Source organism: Thiolinea disciformis DSM 14473 (assembly GCF_000371925.1).
GTDB lineage: Bacteria > Pseudomonadota > Gammaproteobacteria > Thiotrichales > Thiotrichaceae > Thiolinea > Thiolinea disciformis.
Window position 1 is genome coordinate 108,724 of record NZ_AQVE01000007.1, and the last position, 18,820, is coordinate 127,543.

18 protein-coding genes and 4 tRNA genes are annotated in these 18,820 nt (G+C 47.4%); 9 read left to right on the plus strand and 13 right to left on the minus strand.

Going from position 1 to position 18,820, the window contains the following annotated elements; genetic code table 11:
• The first annotated feature begins 21 nt into the window (after positions 1–21).
• From A3IE_RS0107570 to A3IE_RS20175, 6 genes are all read left to right on the plus strand, one after another.
• Positions 22–783: a DsbC family protein gene (locus A3IE_RS0107570; RefSeq protein WP_020395006.1), complete on the plus strand. Its 762-nt coding sequence runs from the start codon at positions 22–24 to the stop codon at positions 781–783.
• Positions 784–896: 113 nt separating this feature from the next.
• A tRNA-Gly gene (locus A3IE_RS0107575) sits at positions 897–971 on the plus strand.
• Between the two features lie 61 nt (positions 972–1,032).
• Positions 1,033–1,107 (plus strand) — tRNA-Gly (locus tag A3IE_RS0107580).
• Positions 1,108–1,121: 14 nt separating this feature from the next.
• Positions 1,122–1,195, plus strand: a tRNA-Cys gene (locus A3IE_RS0107585).
• Positions 1,196–1,214: 19 nt separating this feature from the next.
• A tRNA-Leu gene (locus A3IE_RS0107590) sits at positions 1,215–1,301 on the plus strand.
• A gap of 88 nt (positions 1,302–1,389) precedes the next feature.
• The gene (locus A3IE_RS20175; RefSeq protein ID WP_020395007.1) at positions 1,390–2,283 is read left to right on the plus strand and encodes a Rossmann-like and DUF2520 domain-containing protein; all 894 of its coding nucleotides are present in this window, start codon (positions 1,390–1,392) and stop codon (positions 2,281–2,283) included.
• A 2-nt stretch (positions 2,284–2,285) separates the two neighbouring features.
• Here A3IE_RS20175 and mutS read toward each other — a convergent pair whose 3' ends face one another.
• Complete coding sequence (gene mutS / locus A3IE_RS0107600; protein WP_020395008.1) at positions 2,286–4,862, minus strand: DNA mismatch repair protein MutS; 2,577 nt, start codon at positions 4,860–4,862, stop codon at positions 2,286–2,288.
• A 184-nt stretch (positions 4,863–5,046) separates the two neighbouring features.
• Positions 5,047–5,592: a GNAT family N-acetyltransferase gene (locus A3IE_RS0107605; RefSeq protein WP_020395009.1), complete on the minus strand. Its 546-nt coding sequence runs from the start codon at positions 5,590–5,592 to the stop codon at positions 5,047–5,049.
• 81 nt (positions 5,593–5,673) lie between these two features.
• On the opposite strand from A3IE_RS0107605, the gene A3IE_RS0107610 reads away from it, so the two are divergent.
• Positions 5,674–6,474, plus strand: coding sequence for a DODA-type extradiol aromatic ring-opening family dioxygenase (locus A3IE_RS0107610; protein ID WP_020395010.1), 801 nt, complete (start codon positions 5,674–5,676; stop codon positions 6,472–6,474).
• Here the strand turns inward: A3IE_RS0107610 and A3IE_RS0107615 are convergent.
• The 5 genes from A3IE_RS0107615 to hisC form a co-directional block, all read right to left on the minus strand.
• Positions 6,471–6,884: a GFA family protein gene (locus tag A3IE_RS0107615; RefSeq protein ID WP_020395011.1), complete on the minus strand. Its 414-nt coding sequence runs from the start codon at positions 6,882–6,884 to the stop codon at positions 6,471–6,473. The two genes, A3IE_RS0107610 and A3IE_RS0107615, sit on opposite strands and share 4 nt — an antisense overlap.
• A gap of 9 nt (positions 6,885–6,893) precedes the next feature.
• Positions 6,894–7,928: a cupredoxin domain-containing protein gene (locus tag A3IE_RS23050; protein ID WP_020395012.1), complete on the minus strand. Its 1,035-nt coding sequence runs from the start codon at positions 7,926–7,928 to the stop codon at positions 6,894–6,896.
• A gap of 83 nt (positions 7,929–8,011) precedes the next feature.
• Positions 8,012–9,328, minus strand: coding sequence for a 3-phosphoshikimate 1-carboxyvinyltransferase (aroA, locus tag A3IE_RS0107625; RefSeq protein ID WP_020395013.1), 1,317 nt, complete (start codon positions 9,326–9,328; stop codon positions 8,012–8,014).
• On the minus strand, positions 9,325–10,206 hold the full coding sequence (locus A3IE_RS0107630) for a prephenate dehydrogenase (RefSeq protein WP_020395014.1): 882 nt from the start codon (positions 10,204–10,206) through the stop codon (positions 9,325–9,327). Before A3IE_RS0107630 ends, aroA begins: the two co-directional genes overlap by 4 nt.
• Positions 10,203–11,351, minus strand: a complete 1,149-nt coding sequence (hisC, locus tag A3IE_RS0107635; RefSeq protein ID WP_020395015.1) for a histidinol-phosphate transaminase — start codon at positions 11,349–11,351, stop codon at positions 10,203–10,205. The genes A3IE_RS0107630 and hisC overlap by 4 nt, the downstream gene beginning before the upstream one ends.
• Positions 11,352–11,532: 181 nt before the next feature.
• On the opposite strand from hisC, the gene A3IE_RS0107640 reads away from it, so the two are divergent.
• Positions 11,533–12,894 (plus strand): TrpB-like pyridoxal phosphate-dependent enzyme, encoded by a 1,362-nt coding sequence (locus tag A3IE_RS0107640; RefSeq protein WP_020395016.1) that lies wholly within the window; start codon positions 11,533–11,535, stop codon positions 12,892–12,894.
• A 90-nt stretch (positions 12,895–12,984) separates the two neighbouring features.
• Here A3IE_RS0107640 and dapE read toward each other — a convergent pair whose 3' ends face one another.
• The 5 genes from dapE to A3IE_RS0107665 are packed head-to-tail and all read right to left on the minus strand — an operon-like array spanning position 12,985 to position 16,575.
• Positions 12,985–14,118 (minus strand): succinyl-diaminopimelate desuccinylase, encoded by a 1,134-nt coding sequence (gene dapE / locus A3IE_RS0107645; RefSeq protein ID WP_020395017.1) that lies wholly within the window; start codon positions 14,116–14,118, stop codon positions 12,985–12,987.
• A gap of 14 nt (positions 14,119–14,132) precedes the next feature.
• The gene (locus A3IE_RS0107650; RefSeq protein WP_020395018.1) at positions 14,133–14,480 is read right to left on the minus strand and encodes an ArsC family reductase; all 348 of its coding nucleotides are present in this window, start codon (positions 14,478–14,480) and stop codon (positions 14,133–14,135) included.
• Positions 14,480–14,854: a S24 family peptidase gene (locus tag A3IE_RS0107655; RefSeq protein ID WP_020395019.1), complete on the minus strand. Its 375-nt coding sequence runs from the start codon at positions 14,852–14,854 to the stop codon at positions 14,480–14,482. The genes A3IE_RS0107650 and A3IE_RS0107655 overlap by 1 nt, the downstream gene beginning before the upstream one ends.
• 2 nt (positions 14,855–14,856) lie before the next feature.
• On the minus strand, positions 14,857–16,296 hold the full coding sequence (cysG, locus tag A3IE_RS0107660) for a siroheme synthase CysG (RefSeq protein WP_020395020.1): 1,440 nt from the start codon (positions 16,294–16,296) through the stop codon (positions 14,857–14,859).
• Between the two features lie 42 nt (positions 16,297–16,338).
• A complete protein-coding gene (locus A3IE_RS0107665) occupies positions 16,339–16,575 on the minus strand; it encodes a hypothetical protein (RefSeq protein WP_020395021.1) in 237 nt (78 codons plus the stop codon).
• Between the two features lie 200 nt (positions 16,576–16,775).
• Here A3IE_RS0107665 and A3IE_RS0107670 point away from each other — a divergent pair, with 200 nt between their 5' ends.
• Entirely contained in the window at positions 16,776–17,219 is a 444-nt protein-coding gene (locus tag A3IE_RS0107670) for a hypothetical protein (protein WP_020395022.1), read from the plus strand.
• Between the two features lie 52 nt (positions 17,220–17,271).
• On the opposite strand, the gene A3IE_RS23055 is transcribed toward A3IE_RS0107670, so the two are convergent.
• Positions 17,272–18,663 carry a hypothetical protein gene (locus tag A3IE_RS23055; protein ID WP_051062493.1) on the minus strand — a complete coding sequence of 464 codons (1,392 nt, stop codon included), beginning with the start codon at positions 18,661–18,663 and terminating at the stop codon, positions 17,272–17,274.
• Between the last annotated feature and the right edge of the window lie 157 nt (positions 18,664–18,820).

Below are 18,820 nucleotides of genomic sequence, written 5' to 3' on the forward strand. Positions count from 1 at the left end.
TAATCGGGAAATCCTGTAGTCATGTATAAAAAAATTATCTTAGGCGCACTGATTAGCGCTGTATTTGCGACTTCTAGCTTCGCTGAAACCGCAGCTTCCCCCGAGGTAGCTGCTTTGGGTGACAAGTTGAAACCGATTTTTGGTGACAAACCGGACAGTATTAAACCAAGCCCCGTGGCTGGTATTTATGAGGTCAATTTTGGCCCTGAAACATTGTATGTGAGTGCAGATGGCCGTTATTTCTTCAGCGGTGACTTGATTGATGGTCAAACACGCACAAATTTAACCGAAAATGCCCGTACTGAAGGTCGCAAGTCAGAGATGGCTAAGGTCAATGCTAGTGATACGGTGGAGTTTAAGGCTAAGGGCACAGAAAAACATGTATTAAGTGTCTTTACCGATGTTGATTGCCCGTTTTGCGTTAAGCTTCACAACGAAGTTCCTAAGCTAAATGAAGCTGGTATTACAGTGCGTTATTTTGGCTATCCGCGCTCTGGTATTGGCACCGCTAGCTATAAAAAGTTAGTCAATATTTGGTGTGCCGATAATCGCCAAGAGGCCATGACCAAAGCTAAGCGTGGCGAAACGGTTGCCACAAAAGACTGTGACAATCCAGTGGCAAAAGAGTTTGAGTTAGGCCAACGCATTGGCGTGAATGGAACGCCCGCATTAGTGACCGATGCTGGGATTATGATTCCGGGCTATCGCACAGCGGCGGAGTTAGTGAAGATTCTTGATGATATTAAAGCGGGCGATAAGAGCGCAGCAACCGCCGTTAACTAGGTTGTCGCATGGCTTTATCGGCCAATTTGATAAAGTCATCATCTTCGCTTACAGGATTATAGATTTATGCTTGACAGAACTTAGCAGCGCTATTAATATTCGCAGCCTGTTACGCGGGAATAGCTCAGTGGTAGAGCACAACCTTGCCAAGGTTGGGGTCGCGAGTTCGAGCCTCGTTTCCCGCTCCAAAAAATTGCTAAAAGCTCCAAATCCTGTGGGGCTTTTTTTATCCGGCAACATGCCGACAGAGCGGGATTAGCTCAGTGGTAGAGCACAACCTTGCCAAGGTTGGGGTCGCGAGTTCGAATCTCGTTTCCCGCTCCAATGTTTTAGGTTTAGGCTGGGTGGCAGAGTGGTCATGCAGCGGATTGCAAATCCGTCTACGCCGGTTCGATTCCGACCCTAGCCTCCATTTTAAAACTATTCCACCTGCCCAGGTGGCGAAATTGGTAGACGCAAGGGACTTAAAATCCCTCGGTAGTAATACTGTGCCGGTTCGAGTCCGGCCCTGGGCACCACTTATATTTTCCCTATAAACTTCTTCTAAGCTATTTTTTTTACTTCACCCTCATATTCACTATTTGTATTCCAACTCTAGGTATGGTGATGGGTCAGTCTTTATCCAAACTACGCTTAAACATCATCGGCTGCGGTCACGTTGGCCAAACTCTAACGTATTTGTGGGCTAAGCAGGGTTCAGTTGAAGTAGCTCAGGTACTAAATACCTCTTTAGCGAGTGGCCAAACTGCTGTGGAGTTTATTGGGGCTGGGCAAGCGATTAGTTCCATTAATGACATGCAAGTCGCCGATATTTATTTATTAGCTTGCCCCGATAAAGCCTTGGAAGTATGTAGTGCAGCCTTAGCCTCAGCCAATTTATTACGTGAAAATGATATTGTATTTCACTGTAGTGGGGCGATTAGCTCTGAAATCCTTAAGTCACTCAAAGTGCAAGGAGCATTGATTGCCAGTGTGCATCCCGTGAAAAGCTTTGCTGATCCAATGCGTGCTATTCACTCGTTTCAACCTACTTATTGTGGTGTCGAGGGTGACCCAGTTGCCTTAGAGCTGCTTAAACTTTTGTTCGAGGGGATTGGTGGAATTTGCTTTGCGCTTGATGCCAAGCAGAAAACTTTGTACCACGCCGCCAGCGTCATAGCTTGTAATTATGTGGTGGCTTTGCAAAGTATTAGCCTAAGAGCTTTTAATGAGGCTGGGGTTGGGCAAGACTTAGCACTTAAAATTATTCAGCCGATGGTGCAAGAAACGCTAGCTAATCTATTTACACTAGGACCTGCCAAAGCCTTAACAGGGCCGATTGCGCGTGGCGATGCGGCAGTAGTGGCTAAGCAATTAGCAGCCCTGCAGGCTAAGAATGGCGTAGATGCCGAGCTTTATCGCTTGCTCGGCTTGGAAGCATTAAGTTTGGCTTATCAGCGTGGTAAAACACCAGAAAGCTATTTACAGCAAGTGCAACAAATACTAGCTGACAAAAAATAAGCTTAGGTTTTTAGTAATTTATGCAACTGATAAAGTTCTTCCAAAGCCTGTCGTGGCGTCATTTCATCTGGCTCCAGTGCTTGCAAAGCCGCTTTCACTTTTAACGCTATTTCATCTTTCAGTTCTGTTGGCGTACCGAACTGCAATGCTAAGCTTTGTCCGACTTGGGGTGTATTCGCTGAGTTTTTTTCGAGTGAAATAAGCTTTTTCTTGGCCTGTGCGATGACCGTTTTGGGGACACCGGCTAATTGTGCGACTTGCAAACCATAGCTTTGATTAGCCGGACCGTCTTTTACTGCATGTAAAAATACAATTTTGTCGCCATGCTCGACCGCATCAATATGTACATTGGCAATCGTGCTGATCTGTTCAGCAAGGTGAGTAAGTTCAAAGTAGTGGGTGGCGAATAGGGTAAACGCTTTGCGTTCGCGTGCGAGGTAATCAGCAAAAGCCCAAGCGAGTGATAGGCCATCGAAGGTGCTGGTTCCACGCCCGATTTCATCCATTAAGACTAGACTATGTGCCGTGGCGTTATTCAGGATATTTGCCGCTTCAGTCATCTCGACCATGAAGGTGGAGCGTCCCGTACTCAAATCATCATGTGCGCCAATGCGGGTAAAAATGCGGTCGATATTGCCTAAGCGCGCGGATTCGGCGGGCACATAACTGCCAATATGCGCCATCAGTACAATTAACGCGACTTGGCGCATATAGGTGGATTTGCCGCCCATATTCGGCCCGGTGATCATCAACATGCGGCGCCGTGCATCCATGTACAGATCATTTGGTACAAAAGGAGCATCCAGCGTGCGCTCTACCACTGGATGGCGGCCGCCAATGATTTCAATACCCGCACCTTCCACCAATTTTGGGCAGTTGTAATTCAAGGTGTTGGCACGTTCGGCGAAATTGGCGAGTACATCCAATTCAGCGACGGCTTGCGCGGTTTGACGCAGGGGAATCAGATGCTCCGCTAATTGCTGTAACAACAATTCATATAAAGCTTTTTCGCGCCCCAAGGAACGTTCACGCGCCGACAAGACTTTATCCTCAAACTTTTTTAGCTCAGGCAGAATAAATCGCTCCACCCCTTTTAAGGTTTGGCGGCGAATATAATCTGCAGGGATGCGATGCAATTGGCTTTGTGGAATTTCCACATAATATCCGTGCACACGATTGTAGGCGACTTTAAGTTTATCTATGCCGGTGCGCTGTTTTTCACGGGTTTCCAAGTCCAATAAATATTGATCGGCGTTCTCGCTTAAATGACGCAATTCATCCAAATCGGCATCATAACCGTCGGCAATTACGCCACCATCGCGAATCACCACGGGCGGATTTTCAATAATGGCGCGTTTTAATAACTCATGCAGTGCTTGGTGCGTATCGAGTTGGCGTTGTAATTGCGCGAGCTTTAGATCGTCCAAGGGTACAAGGGCTGAATGAAGTTGTGGTAAGACGGCAAGCGAATCACGCAAGGTTGATAAGTCGCGTGGGCGCGCCGTACCTAAGGCAATACGTGAGGCAATGCGCTCCATATCACCCACGCTGCGTAGCGTAGCTAAAATAGCTTCGTAGCGATAATTGTCGAGTAGTGTGCCAACAGCCTGATGGCGCAGGCGCAATTCATGACGATTACGCAGCGGTTTATTCAACCAACGGCGCAATAAACGACTGCCCATGCTAGTGGAGGTTTTATCCAGCACCGACACCAAGGTATTTTTATGCTCACCGCTTAAACTATGTTCCAGTTCTAAATTGCGCCGACTCGCCGCATCCAGAATAATCCCATCCTCGCTTTGTTCGACTTTAAGGTTATTCAAATGGGGCAGGGTTGTGCGCTGGGTTTCTTGCACATAATTGAGCAAAGCCCCCGCAGCAGCAATGGCTAACGGGAGATTTTCACAGCCAAACCCACTTAAATCATGCACTGCAAACTGCTTAAGCAATAAGCGTGTGGCAGTTTCTAAATCAAAATGCCATAGGGGGCGCGCTGTCGTGACTCGCCCGCGAATAAAATCCAAACGCCAATCTTCCTGATGCAGAATTTCAGCCGGTTGCAAGCGCTCGATTTCATTTTGTAATGAAGCTAAGCTATCAATTTGCTGTACCGTAAAGCGTCCACTACTTAAATCAATGGCTGCTAACCCGAATTGCTCTCTATCTTGATGTAGCGCAATCAATAGGTTATCGCGGCGATCTTCCAGCAAATAATCATCAGTCAGCGTCCCTGGGGTGAGTAAGCGGGTAATCTTGCGTTCCACTGGCCCCTTTGATTTCGCCGGATCACCAATCTGCTCACAAATCGCCACCGATTCGCCAGCCTTTAATAAACGCGCTAAATATTGCTCCACCGCATGATAAGGGACACCCGCCATTGGAATAGGTTCGCCCGCTGAATTGCCGCGCGCGGTCAGGGTGATGTCCAATAATTGCGCTGCCCGCTTCGCATCCTCATAAAACATCTCGTAAAAATCGCCCATGCGATAGAACAGCAGAATTTCAGGGTACTCGGCTTTAAGCCGCAGGTATTGCTGCATCATCGGGGTGTGATGGCCAATAGTGTTTAAATCAGTCATGTGCGAGGGCTGTGGTTTGTAGTCAGAACGGCGTCAGGGCGGTTTGAGCGGAATATTATATACTAATGCCTAGCGCTTTTCGCCCTTCTCAAGTAATTGAGCTGAATCTCATGAAGTGCTGGTTTGCAGTGGTTTAGGAGGGGCAGTTTTACCGGATTGAGAGTAAGCATGGTTTTTTAATGAACTAAAGCAGCCAAGCAGTTCGCGCCATGCGATATAAACAGTGCGAGCGCAAAGGATGTCCTTCAACTAGGCTAGGATGTTCAAAGGTATTTTCATCACGCTGCATTGCCAAACGTTCCATGACTGCTTGTGATGGTTTATTCACTAACGCAGTAAACGCTATAATCTCAGCTAAACTCAAGGAGTCAAAGCCAACGCTCATGACTGCACGAGCGGCTTCTGTGGCATAGCCAAATCCCCAATAATCTTTTGCTAAGCGCCACAGGATTTCAATGCTGGGTGGAAAGGGTAGTGTTGCGCTCGTTTTATGTAGACCAACACAGCCAATAAATGATTGTGTTTGTTTAAGTTCCACCGCCCAAATGCCCCAGCCATGGCTCGTTAGGTGGTTATCAATGTATTCAAGTAAGCTAGCACTTTCCTGAGAGGATAAGGTTTTGGGAAAAAAGCGCATAACCTCAGGATCAGCATTAAGTTCAGCAAAAGCTAAGTGATCGCGGGTTTGCCATGGCCGTAGGATGAGACGTTGGGTTTGAATAATTGGCATGAAAATTTGAGTGCTCTCTACTTTTTCCAAGAAACTACCCCATATTAGCGGATTAATCTAATCCATATTTTGGAGCTGGTGATGCAGCGTTTACCTACTTATTTTCTCTCCCACGGCGGTGGTCCTTGGCCTTATATGAAAGCTGAAATGGGCACGACTTATGATGCGCTAGAGAAGTCGCTCAAGGCGATTCCACAGCAATTAGGGGCACGTCCCAAGGCTGTATTAGTGGTTACGGCGCATTGGGAAACTGATACGCTCAAGCTTTCCGCTTCAGCCAATCCACCGATGGTTTATGACTATTATGGTTTTCCAGATTATACCTACCATGTGGTGTATCCCGCGCCCGGTGAGCCAGCTTTAGCGCTTGAAGTCCAAGGTTTGCTAAAAACTGCTGGCTTTGAAGTTGAATTGGACGCTGAACGTGGTTTTGACCATGGCACTTTTAGTTTGATGTATCCACTATATCCGGAGGCGGATATTCCGGTCGTGCAGCTCTCGATTCAGCAGAACTATGATCCTGACTTTCATCTCAAGATGGGACGCGCATTGGCACCCTTACGCGAACAGGGTGTATTGATTATTGGCAGCGGCTTGAGTTATCACAACCTGCGTCAATTCAATCGCAATGCAGAGCAGCCTTCGCGCCAGTTTGATGATTGGCTACAAGAGACGCTATTGCATACTGCGCCAGAGCAACGCACAAAACGTTTATTACATTGGCAAGAAGCGCCCGCAGCACGCTTAGCGCATCCGCGTGAAGACCACTTAGTGCCGTTAATGGTGGCGGTTGGTGCGGCCGAGCACGATAAAGGGCAATGTGTTTACTACCAAAATGATTTCTTTGGCGGTATTACTGTATCCAGTTTTCGTTTTGGCTAATCAGTGCGTTCTTCCGGATAGCGCTTTAAGCCGTCGCAGATACTGCTCCAGTCGGCTTTGTAACTCGTGTAGATATGCGCATCAGGGCGTTGTTCGATAGCTGTGTCGAGCGTGCCTAGCGAAAATTCAACCAGTTGATGATCTGAATTGGCAGGCTCAAAAGTCATACTCGAACCACACTGCTCACAAAAACGACGTGTGGTTCCATTGGGCGCGAAATAGCTTTTAAGTTTGTTTTCACCAGATGTCCAACGAAAATCTTCGGCTTTTGCCTCACCATAAGTAGCAAAGGCCGCACCATGAAACTTTCGGCACATGCTGCAATGACAATGTGCCATATAGGGTTCAATGTGATCCACTTCATAAGTCACTGCGCCACACAAACAACTTCCACTGTAAACGGTTTTCATCGTGTTTCCTTAATGCACATGGCCTACATTGACCACACCCTTCATACCTGCTTCAAAGTGTCCGGGTTGCAAACATGCAAAATCGACATGCCCAGCTTGGGTGAATTGCCAAATAATTTCGCCCGTTTGACCGGGTTCTAAGGCTACCATATTCGGGTCATTATGTTCCATATTTGGATGTTTCAGCATAGCTTGGGCATGTTCTTGCAAGGCTTTTGCGTCGCCTAAGGTGAGTTCGTGTTTGATTTTTCCTCTATTATTGACCACGATTTTCACTACTTCATTCGGCTTCACATCCAATTTATCAGGGGTAAAGCGCATGTTGTCATCCATCCGCACTTCCACCACGCGCTGCACTTGATCGGCGTTGGCAGGCTTGCCAATAGCGCTTAAATGGGTACTGTGAGAATGATCGGCGTGGCTATCAGCACTGGCTGTTGCGGCGCTAGCCTTAGCATCACCTGCTGGTGTGGGTGTACCGTGATCGTGTGCTGCATGGTCATGAGCAGTATCGGAAACCGTTGGCGTAGCATTAGTTGCCATGGAATCGTTATGGGCATGAGAACCGTGGTCATGTCCACCGGTGACGGGATTGTTCAAGAAATAGCTATAAGCGCCAAAGGATAGTGCAGCCACGCTGATCAAGGATGCAGCGGCATATTTCTTGGCATTGGGGGGAAAATGATTACGATTTATCAGGGCAAAGGCGATTAAGGAAAGCGCAAAGCCTAAAGGTACAGCCCACAGGCTGCGGGCGGGTGAGTCGGGAAAATGCTGCAAACTGCCGGTGAAGAAGCCTAAACCCACCGAGAGCAAAGCGCCCACCATTAATGTGCTCCACAAAGAAGAGCGTTCCTCAGCAGGCGTATAGCGATATTCCAGCACAGTCCCTATCACGAAAGCGATGATGCCTAGGCCAGCCGTAAGTAGCGAGCGTGAGCCAGAAAAGACGCCGTGACTCACTGAACCAGCGATAAAGCTAATGCCGGCGTATTTGAAAACCATGGCTAAATGTTTGTGCTGAAACGATGCAGAAGCTTGCATGCAGAACTCCTTATTTTTTACTATTAAAGCCCCGAAGTTGAGCCATTCGAGGCATTAATAGCAAAGATTCAAAGGCTTAGCAATTAACCCGCTGTAATCTGGAGACCCGCGCCTGAGGCTAACTGAACGAAGCCGGGGAAGGAGGTGTTCACCGTGGCACAGTCATCAATATAAATCGTTTCACTGGCACGCAAACCTGCAATCGAAAACGACATGGCGATACGATGATCATTATGGCTCGTCACGGTTGCGCCGCCGATTTTGCCACCTTGAATAATGATCCCATCCGGTGTTGGGCGTGCATCAATGCCACAAGCGATTAAGCCATCGGCCATCACTTGGATGCGGTCACTTTCCTTAACACGTAACTCTTCCGCGCCGGTTAAAATAGTTTCGCCTTCCGCACAAGCCGCCGCTACGAATAAAACAGGGAATTCATCAATCGCCAGTGGCACCAAGGCTTCGGGAATGCGAATACCTTTCAAAGGGGCATAACGCACTCGAATATCCGCAACCGGCTCACCGCCCACTTCACGTTGATTCAATAGTTCTAAATTAGCACCCATCAAACGCAAAATATCAATGACGCCAGTACGAGTAGGATTAATGCCCACATGCTCGATAATCAAATCGGAACCCGGCGCTATGCTTGCACCGACTAAGAAAAAGGCCGACGATGAAATATCGGAGGGTACGTCAATCGTACAGGCCATTAGTTTTCCACCGCCTTGTAAGCGAATCGTATTACCTTCAACGATGACCTCATAGCCAAAACCGCGCAACATGCGTTCGGTATGATCACGCGTTGGTGCAGGCTCAGTGACCGAGGTTTCACCTTGCGCATAAAGTCCTGCTAGCAAGAGTGAGGATTTCACCTGCGCACTAGCCATCGGCATATCGTAATGAATACCTTTCAGTTTTTGACCACCCTGCACGTGTAGCGGTGGTGTGCCTGCTTCGGTCGCTACGATTTTTGCTCCCATTTGTGCTAGAGGCACGGTCACGCGTTTCATGGGACGCTTTGATAAAGAACTATCACCCGTCATGGTCACATCAAACGCTTGTCCACTCATTAAGCCAGACATGAGACGCATGGAAGTACCGGAATTACCCATGTCTAAATCAACAGTCGGTTTTTTCAAACCATGTAAACCAACGCCGTGAATAGTGACTTCGCCATTGGCACTGGGGCCTTCAATGTGTACACCCATATTCCGAAAGGCTTGTAAGGTGCATAAGCAGTCTTCACCCTGTAAGAAGCCGCTGACCTGTGTTGTACCTTCAGCCAAGGAGCCGAGCATAATTGAGCGGTGTGAAATAGATTTGTCACCAGGGACACGAATGCGCCCTGTTAGGCTACCACCAGCTTGGACAGTGAAACGTAATGCAGAGTGACTCACGAATTAGCTCCTGATTCAAAACGAGCAATATAGTTATCCCGCGCGGTTTTTGCTTTTTCCATGCGTTGGCGCAGTGCTTCTCCATCTTGTCTGTGGATGAAGTCAGCAAATTCCGTTAGGTTTTGTTTTAACGCCTCAATCATGGGCAAAATAGCCGCCCCATTATGCAAACAAATATCACGCCACATAATCGGGTCACTTGAGGCAATGCGCGTAAAGTCGCGAAACCCACCCGCTGCATAACGCAAAATATCTTCACGCTGTGGCGAGTTAAGGAGCGTATCCACCAATGAGAAGGCGAGTACGTGTGGTAAATGGCTGGTGGCCGCTAATACTTCGTCGTGCAACTTCACTGGCATTTCTTCGACTAAAGCACCGGTCACTTGCCACATTTGAGCAATCTGCGTTAAGGCTTTACGGTCAGTATAAGTTTGTGGAGTCAGGATTACGCGTCGTTTATGGTATAAGTCCGCAACGGCTGCTTCCACACCACTTTTTTCACGCCCTGCAATCGGATGGCCGGGCACAAAGCGCGTAAAATCGTGACCGAACACTTCGTTCACTTCCGCAACCACTGAGCCTTTGGTGCTACCTGCATCAGTGAGGATTGCCTGAGTGGGTAGAGCAGGGCGGATTTGTTCTAATAAAGGCTTCATCGCCCCCATGGGAACGGCTAGCAACACCACATCGGCGTCTTTAACGGCTTCCTGTGGATCAGTGACATAGGCGTCAATTACGCCTAAATCCACCGCTTTCTGCAAATGCACGGTATTACGGCTACAACCTATAACTTCACGCACATAATTAGCTTCGCGCAAGGCTAGCGCAAGCGAACCCCCAATCAGACCGACACCAAAGATAACTAAGCGACCGATCACGCTTTAAGTACCTTGTCTAACGCTTTGATGCAGCGCGTATTTTGCGCCTCTGTACCAACGGTAATACGCAGGTGTTGCGGCAAACCATAACCACCAATGGGACGTACAATCACACCTTCACGCAATAAGGCTTCATAGACTTGTGCACCTGTTTTGCCTTCCACTTTGACGGTAATGAAATTACCCACCGTTGGAATATAGGACCAGCCATGCGCGGCACAAGCCGCATACCATTGCTTTAAACCGGCTTCGTTAGTGGTAACACTGGCTTGTAAAAACGCATCATCTTCTAAAGCTGCCGATGCTGCTGTTAGGGCTAAGCTATTTACATTGAAGGGTTGGCGCACGCGATTCAGAATATCGGCGATTTCAGGACTGGAAATCGAATAACCAACCCGTAAACCGGCTAAGCCATAAATCTTAGAAAACGTACGTGTCACAATGAGATTCGGGAATTCGTTTAGCCATAACATGCCATTAGGGAAGGCCGGATCTTGCACATATTCGGTATAAGCTTCATCCAGCAACACGACCACATGAGGCGGCACATTTTTCAGGAAGCGATACAGCTCCTCACGTGCAATCCAAGTGCCGGTCGGGTTATTCGGGTTGGAGATAAAGACTAAGGCTGTGTGTGGATTGTCCTTGATGGTTTTCAGCAGCGCATCAACATTATGCCCGTAAGGCATCGTTACATGTTCTGGCGGAAAGGCTTCTGCCGTTAATAAGTCAGCACCGGCGGATTGGCTCACTAAGGCATAGATCGCAAACGCATATTGTGAAAAGACTGCTGCACGTCCAGGCGTTAAATAGGCACGTGCCACGATTTCCAATAAATCATTGGAGCCGTTGCCTAAGGTAATTTGCTGTGGGAGCAAATCGAATTTACCGGCGATGGCCAATTTTAATTGGTAACCACTGCCATCTGGATACAGTTCCAAATCATTAAGCGCAGCTTGCATGGCTGCTTTGGCCTTGGGGCTTGAGCCTAAGGGATTTTCATTGGATGCGAGTTTAATAATGTCTTTTACACCCAACTCCCGCTCAAGTTCCTCGATTGGCTTGCCCGGCTGATAGGGATGCAATTTTTGAACGCCTTTCACGGCAAGGCTACGATAGTCGAGATTGGACGGCATAAGTTTCATTATTGGTGTGCTATGGAAGCACGCATTCAATCATATCGTTCAAGACTTTGCCAGTACATGCCATCAATCAGCCGCAGCGATTGCTCTGACACTAGACAAGTGGTAGAACTCACTCAGTTTAAATAATTTATAATTTTGTTTTTCTATTATCGAATGAACACATGTAAGGAGAGGGACGCGAATGACGACACCAACAAAAATTTACCTGCCTGAAAGTGAGATGCCAACCCATTGGTATAATGTTGCGGCGGATTTGCCAACGCCCCCCGCACCTTATTGTGGCCCCGATGGAACGCCGGTTCCACCTGAGGCGATGCTTGCTATTTTTCCTGAGGAAATTTTAAAACAGGAAATGAGTGCAGAGCGTTGGATTCCCATTCCCGAGCCAGTGCGCGAGGCCTTAACCATGTGGCGGCCTTCACCTTTGTACCGTGCGCATCGTTTGGAAAAAATGCTAGGTACACCCGCAAAAATTTATTACAAAAACGAAGCCGTCAGTCCAGCAGGCTCTCACAAACCCAACAGTGCTGTACCGCAAGCTTACTATAACCGTGAGGCAGGGATTCGCCGTCTGACTACAGAAACTGGTGCAGGGCAGTGGGGGAGTTCCTTAGCCTTAGCGGGACAAATGTTTGGTATTGATGTGCGTATTTACATGGTGAAAATCAGCTACGAGCAAAAACCTTATCGACGCTCGATGATGACTACTTGGGGTGCAGAGGTGTTCCCAAGCCCTACCGATATGACGAATGCAGGCCGAGCTATTTTAGCGGCTGACCCGAACTCGAATGGCTCACTGGGGATTGCGATTTCGGAAGCGGTGGAGGAAGCGGCTAGCCGTCCTGATACCAATTACGCACTGGGTTCGGTTTTGAATCACGTGTTATTGCATCAAACTATTATTGGTTTGGAAGCGAAAAAACAATTGGCATTAGTCGGTGACTATCCTGATATGGTGTTTGCGCCTTGTGGTGGCGGCTCGAATTTTGGTGGTATTGCTTTCCCCTTTTATGCAGATAATGCGGCCGGTAAACAAGTGCGCTTAGTGGCGGTTGAACCTATGTCTTGCCCGACTTTAACCAAAGGCGTGTATACCTATGACTTTGGCGATACCGCAGGTTTAACCCCAATGATGAAAATGTACACACTGGGTCATAACTTTATGCCGCCCGGTATTCACGCAGGTGGTTTACGCTATCATGGCGCATCAGCCTTAGTCAGCCAGATGTATAATGAAAAACTCATCGAAGCCACTTCAGTCGGTCAATTAGAAACCTTTGCAGCGGGTGTGATGTTCGCGAAGAGTGAGGGTATCGTGCCAGCACCAGAGTCTTGCCACGCGATTGCCGCGATGATTCGTGAGGCCAAAGAATGCGCGAAAACCGGCGAAGCAAAAACCTTACTCTTCAATTTATCCGGTCATGGTCACTTTGATATGACGTCGTATGATCGTTATTTGAAAGGGGAACTAACGGACTTTGATTATCCCGAAGAAGCTATTAAAGCCTCTTTGGCAGATTTGCCGAGCTTTGCAAAAGTTTAGTTTGGTACAGGCAAAAGCCCTACGGGTTAGGGTTTTTTGCCACGCTGGAGGAATGTTTCCCTTAAATCATTTAAGTCCCTCATAAACTTATTATGATTTAGTTAATAATTGCTCAAGGATACGTTGATAAATAGTGGTTAAAGTGTCCAAATCTGCAACGGATACACATTCATTAATTTGATGGATGGTGCGGTTAACAGGGCCAAGCTCTAAGACTTGGGCGCCAGTCGGTGCAATAAAACGTCCATCGGAAGTACCACCCGCCGTGGATAACTCCGGTTCTAAGCCTGCCACTTGTTTGATGGCCTCTTGTCCAGCGGCGACTAAATCACCACGCCCTGTTAAAAAGGGGTGTCCCGACAAGCTCCACTCTAAAGCGTAATCAAGCTGATGTTTCGCCAGAATGGCTTCGGTGCGCTGTTTGATTTTTTCTTGCGTTAATTCAGTAGAATAACGGAAATTAATCAATGCTTCTAATTGCCCAGGAATGACATTATTGGCGCCTGTGCCAGCATGAATATTAGAAATTTGAAAGCTCGTGGGCGGGAAAAACTCGTTGCCTTGATCCCACATTTCCGCCGCCAATTCTGCTAAAGCGGGCGCAGCGCGATGAATGGGATTATCTGCCAATTGCGGGTAGGCGACATGACCTTGTTTACCCTTGACAAGCAATTTAGCGTTTAGTGAGCCACGTCGCCCATTTTTTACCACGTCCCCGACACAGCATGAACTAGAAGGTTCGCCGACTAAACACCAATCAATTTTTTCACCACGCTTTTCTAAGGCTTCAACCACCTTGACCGTACCATTAATCGAAGGACCTTCTTCATCGCTGGTGATTAGAAAGGCAATCGAGCCTTGATGATCAGGGTAAGCACGCACGAAATTTTCACAAGCCACAACAAAGGCGGCAATACTACCTTTCATATCTGCCGCACCGCGTCCGTATAACAAGCCATCGCGAATTTCGGGTTGGAAGGGGGCGCTAGTCCATTGGTCTAAAGGCCCTGTCGGAACAACATCTGTGTGTCCAGCAAAGCAAAAAACCGGTGATGTATGACCTCGGCGCAACCATAAATTGTCGACATCACCAAAGCGCATGAATTCGGCTTCAAAACCCAAAGCAGCCAAGCGCTCCGCTATTAAGGGCTGACAGCCACCATCATTCGGGGTTACAGAAGGGCGTGAGATTAAATCTTTGGCAAGTTCTAAGGTGGCGGACATGGTGTGCTAGGTATTTAATGTTGAAAAATAGCTTTATAGGTCATTGGATCGAAGCCAAGTACCTGTCGACTTCCTGTATCTAGCAAGGGGCGTTTAATAATCGCTGGTTGATCTTCCATGACCGCTAAGGCCAATGTTTCAGTTAAGTTTTCACGGGTTTTTTCCGGCAATAAGCGCCACGTGGTGCCACGTTTATTCAGCATGGCTTCCCAACCCAACTCATCAACCCACGCACGTAATTGGACTGGATTGAGGCCATCTTTACGGAAATCATGGAAGGTGTAGGGAATGCCGCGCTCGTCGAGCCATTGGCGTGCTTTGCGCACCGTATCGCAGTTACTTAAGCCATACAGGATGGTCATTAATCATACCATTTGTGATAAGAGCGCCGCTTGCCTGCACGTTGGGTGATGACACCTTCGACTTGTTGCGGCTGAATTTCAAAGCTAGCATAACTTGGATTTAAGGCTTCCAAATAATGCCGCCCATCACGAATGCGCAAGCGGCGGAAAATATACTCGTCGTGACTATCTTTAGCAAATACAAATGCGCCATCGCGTACAATGCCGCTGCGGTCAATAATAATAATGCAGCCTTGGTCGAATTCAGGCTCCATACTATTATCGGTGACTTGTAAGGCGAAGGGTTCGGCCTCAGAGCAGCTACTACCTTCTTGTAAGGCGCTGCTAATGTCTTTTTTGAAAATATCACTAACAGCAATACGCACTTCGGCCATATTTAATCCTCTATCACTGGATTGCGACTAAATTCACTGGCTGCTACGTGACGTTCAGGTTGATACCAATGCAATTTTTCATGCAATCGAACCACATCACCCACAATAGTTAAGGTGGGGGCACGTACCGCGCGTTCGCTGACTAAGCTTGGTAAAGTGGCTAATGTACCAATATGTACGCGCTGATTGCGTGTTGTGCCTTGTTCGACTAAAGCAGCAGGTGTTTCGGGTGACATACCGTGCGCCACTAATTGTTTGCTGATGACTTGAATACCGGTTAAACCCATATAAAACACTACGGTTTGACGCGGTTGCGCCAGTTTTTCCCAATCTAAATCAATTGTGCCATCTTTCAAATGTCCCGTGGCAAACGTACAGGATTGTGCATAATCGCGGTGAGTGAGTGGAATACCTGCATAAGATGCGCATCCTGAAGCGGCGGTAACCCCCGGAACGACTTGGAAGGGAATGCCATTTTCCGCCAAGGTCTCAATCTCTTCACCCCCGCGCCCAAAAATAAAGGGGTCTCCGCCTTTTAAGCGCAGTACACGTTTGCCTTGTTTCGCTAAATCGACTAACAAATCATTAATTTTTTCTTGGCGCACGACATGATTGGCTTTTTCCTTGCCTACATAAATCCGTTCTGCATCTTGGCTAGCCATGTTTAAGATCGATTTGGCGACCAAGCGATCATAGACCACCACATCGGCTTGTTGCATGAGACGTAACGCGCGAAAGGTTAATAAATCAGGATCGCCAGGACCTGCGCCGACCAAATAAACTTCCCCCACACTAGGCTCAGCCGATGGGTTTGCCAGCATTGCATCTAACATTTGGCGCGCGGCTTGCGTATTGCCGGCATAGACCAATTCCGCAAAAGGTCCGCGCAGGGTTTGCTCCCAAAAATGTTTACGCTGTTCAGGATCGGCAAAACGTTGTTTGACTGTGTCGCGGTATTCTTCGGTAATCGTCGCCAATTCGCCGCATGAAGACGGAATCATGGTTTCCAATTTCATGCGAATTTGTCGTGCTAAAACAGGTGATGCACCGCCTGTGGAAACCGCAATTTGTACGGGATCACGGTTTACGACCGAAGGGACAATAAAGCTACAGGCCTTAGTATTATCCACCACATTGACTAAAAGATTACGTTCGTGTGCGAGTTGCGCTATTTCTCGGTTGACAGCCCTATTATTGGTAGCTGCAATGATGAGAAAGGCCTGATTTAGATCATTCGGGGAGAAAGTGCGGGCTAAGTATTTTATTTGAGTCGGGTGTTGCACGATTAGCTCTTGCATTTCAGGGGCTAGGTCGGGCGCGATAATTTGTAATCTTGCACCACTTTTTACTAAAGCTTGAGCTTTACGTAGCGCGACCTGACCGGCGCCCACCACGACACAAAGGCGATCTTTTAAGCATAAAAAGATAGGGAAACGCTCCACAACATCCTCCAGATAAGTTTGGCTTTGGGCTAAGAAGTGAGCTTACTTTTCCCACTCCATTAGCACAGGCTTTTCGCGTTGCTCTAATAAGCGTTCTTCGGCTTCTAATTGATTGGCGGCAAATACCATTTTGTAGCTAGCCCGATCTTCCGGTTGGGCATTAATACGTAAGGAACGAACTGCATGGCGCGCATCGGCATAACCTTCAAAACTAGCCTTCAACTCAAGGTTTTTAACCAGCGGGTTGGGTTGGGTAATGCTGAATACAAAATAGGGCATGGTGGTTCTCAGTCTGAATAAGCATTGGTGCATTATTCATGGCAATTTGCCCTTGTCCAATAGCCCGAATGCAATAGACTGCATTAGGGTAGATTATTCGACCTTGAAATGCGTACAAAAATTTACTGTCGATAACTTCGTTTTAATTTGACCTACTATAAGATAGGGCAAGAAACAGTATTAGCCAAGGATGCGAGCCTATGAGTGATCAAAAATCAACTGCTATGACAACAAGGGACTTTGTGAATCTGCTAGCGGATTTAGCCGAGCAGATTGAGTTACTGATTGGGCGTCGTGGGACTTTGAGTGTATTTCGTTATGCGGGTAAGCAAATGGGTAAGCGCATGGGCGCTAATCAACAAGGCGATGAGCAGTTAGCGCGTAGTATTGTGGCCCAGTTTTTTCGCGAAAAGGAGTTTATGGATGATGTGGTGCTAGTGGGCGAGAACGCTGAATTAAGCGGTTGTCGTATTGGTTTAGTCTTGCGTGAGCGAGGGATTCAGGCTGGCACTCATGCTTTATGCCATTTTGGTTTTGGTTTGATTGATGGGGTCACTGAATCGGTAACTGGCAAGAAAATTGTTACCTTGCATGTGGCCTCTGAATACCATGAAAATGGTATTACTTGCCAAGAAACGTGGTAAAAGCAGCCAACAAAAAATTGGCTGCCTTGGTTTTAGCTGAAGTTTTTCGCGTTTATGCGCCCCATTCTGCTAAGCGAGCGGAGTTAGGGTTGGAGATAATCGCGCCGAGATAATGACCTGGGAAACCTGTACCAGATACCCAAGGTTGGCTACTATTTTCATTAAATTTCACATTAACCTTACCTTGACCAATAGCCCAGAAGTTATAACTTCCGTCTGCCTGTTTGCCTAAGTAAACTGTATTCCAACCTTGCGAGGCGTCAGTATTATTACCGGGGTGTTCAAAGTAATAAGAGCTACCCACCTGTAGTTTATCGCCACGGCTTGGATCGAACATCGCTGCCTCACCTTCTAGGTTTCTAACACCATTGACGTTAATAGAGCCGGCCGCAGCGGTACGCACCGAGGTTTGATAGCCACCATCAAAATCTGAGTTGTCATATTGGTCATACCAAGATGAAACGGTTAATTGTCCAGCCTTGGAGTTAAATTTATCCGCTCCAATGGCATCTAAAGTCGCTTTTAGATTCAATAAGGTCATTGGGCTTGCGCAATCAAAACGATAACTATTGCGGTTCGAGAACACATCATTTAAGGCATCCGATGGTTTAATGGGGCGGCCACTATCATCCGTAGTGCGCATCACCATAACACGATTGGAATCACGCTCGACCACTTCCCAATATTTATTACGCTCAATCACTTTTTCTTGACCAGTTTGGCCATTTGCAGTGCGATAAGAGCGTGTTTCCGAACTTCTTAATGAATTATTTTGTAACTGAACCAATTGACTGGTGAATCCCCAGCCTGGGCCAATCGATTCCGTGTTTTTCAACATATTTTCACGGAAAGTAATGTCATAGACATCTTGTTGGGTCAAGGTACGTGTAGAAACGGTATTACCGCTGTTATCTAATACTTTTACCTGATCACCTACAGAAATTTTACCATCGCGATTAGTATCATTAGCGTTAATGACTCGAACTGCTGCGCTGGTACCGGAACCATAGTTACCATACAGATTATCGAGTACACGTTGTGTAAGTGTACTAAACGTGTTGCCGCCAGTGCTACCGGTGCTACCGGTGCTACCGGTGCTACCAGTGCTACCGGTGCTACCAGTGCTACCGGTGCTACCAGTGCTACCAGTGCTACCAGTGCTACCAGTGCTACCAGTGCTGCCAGTGCTGCCAGTGCTGCCAGTGCTGCCAGTGCTGCCAGTGCTGCCAGTGCTGCCCCAGCCACCGCCGTACATTTGTCTTAATAAGTCACGAATCATGTTATTGAAATAGCTGTTAGTACCGGTACCACCAAATGAACCATAGCTGCCATAGGGGTTGTAATAGCTAGAATAACTAGGGTTGTACGAAGAGCTACCACCGTAGTAACTAGGTAAGCCAGAATAATAACGGCTAGTAGGACTGTAATAGCTGGTGTTTAACATGTTTGCGCTTTCCTATGTTTATTGTTGATTGCTAACTATTTAGGCTGGCATTAGCATTAAAATTTTTTATTCAAACGGTTTGTATTGAATTAAGGCTAATGATAGAGGCTGTATACTGAGAAATCGAAAGCAGCAGGGATAAATGGAACTTATTATC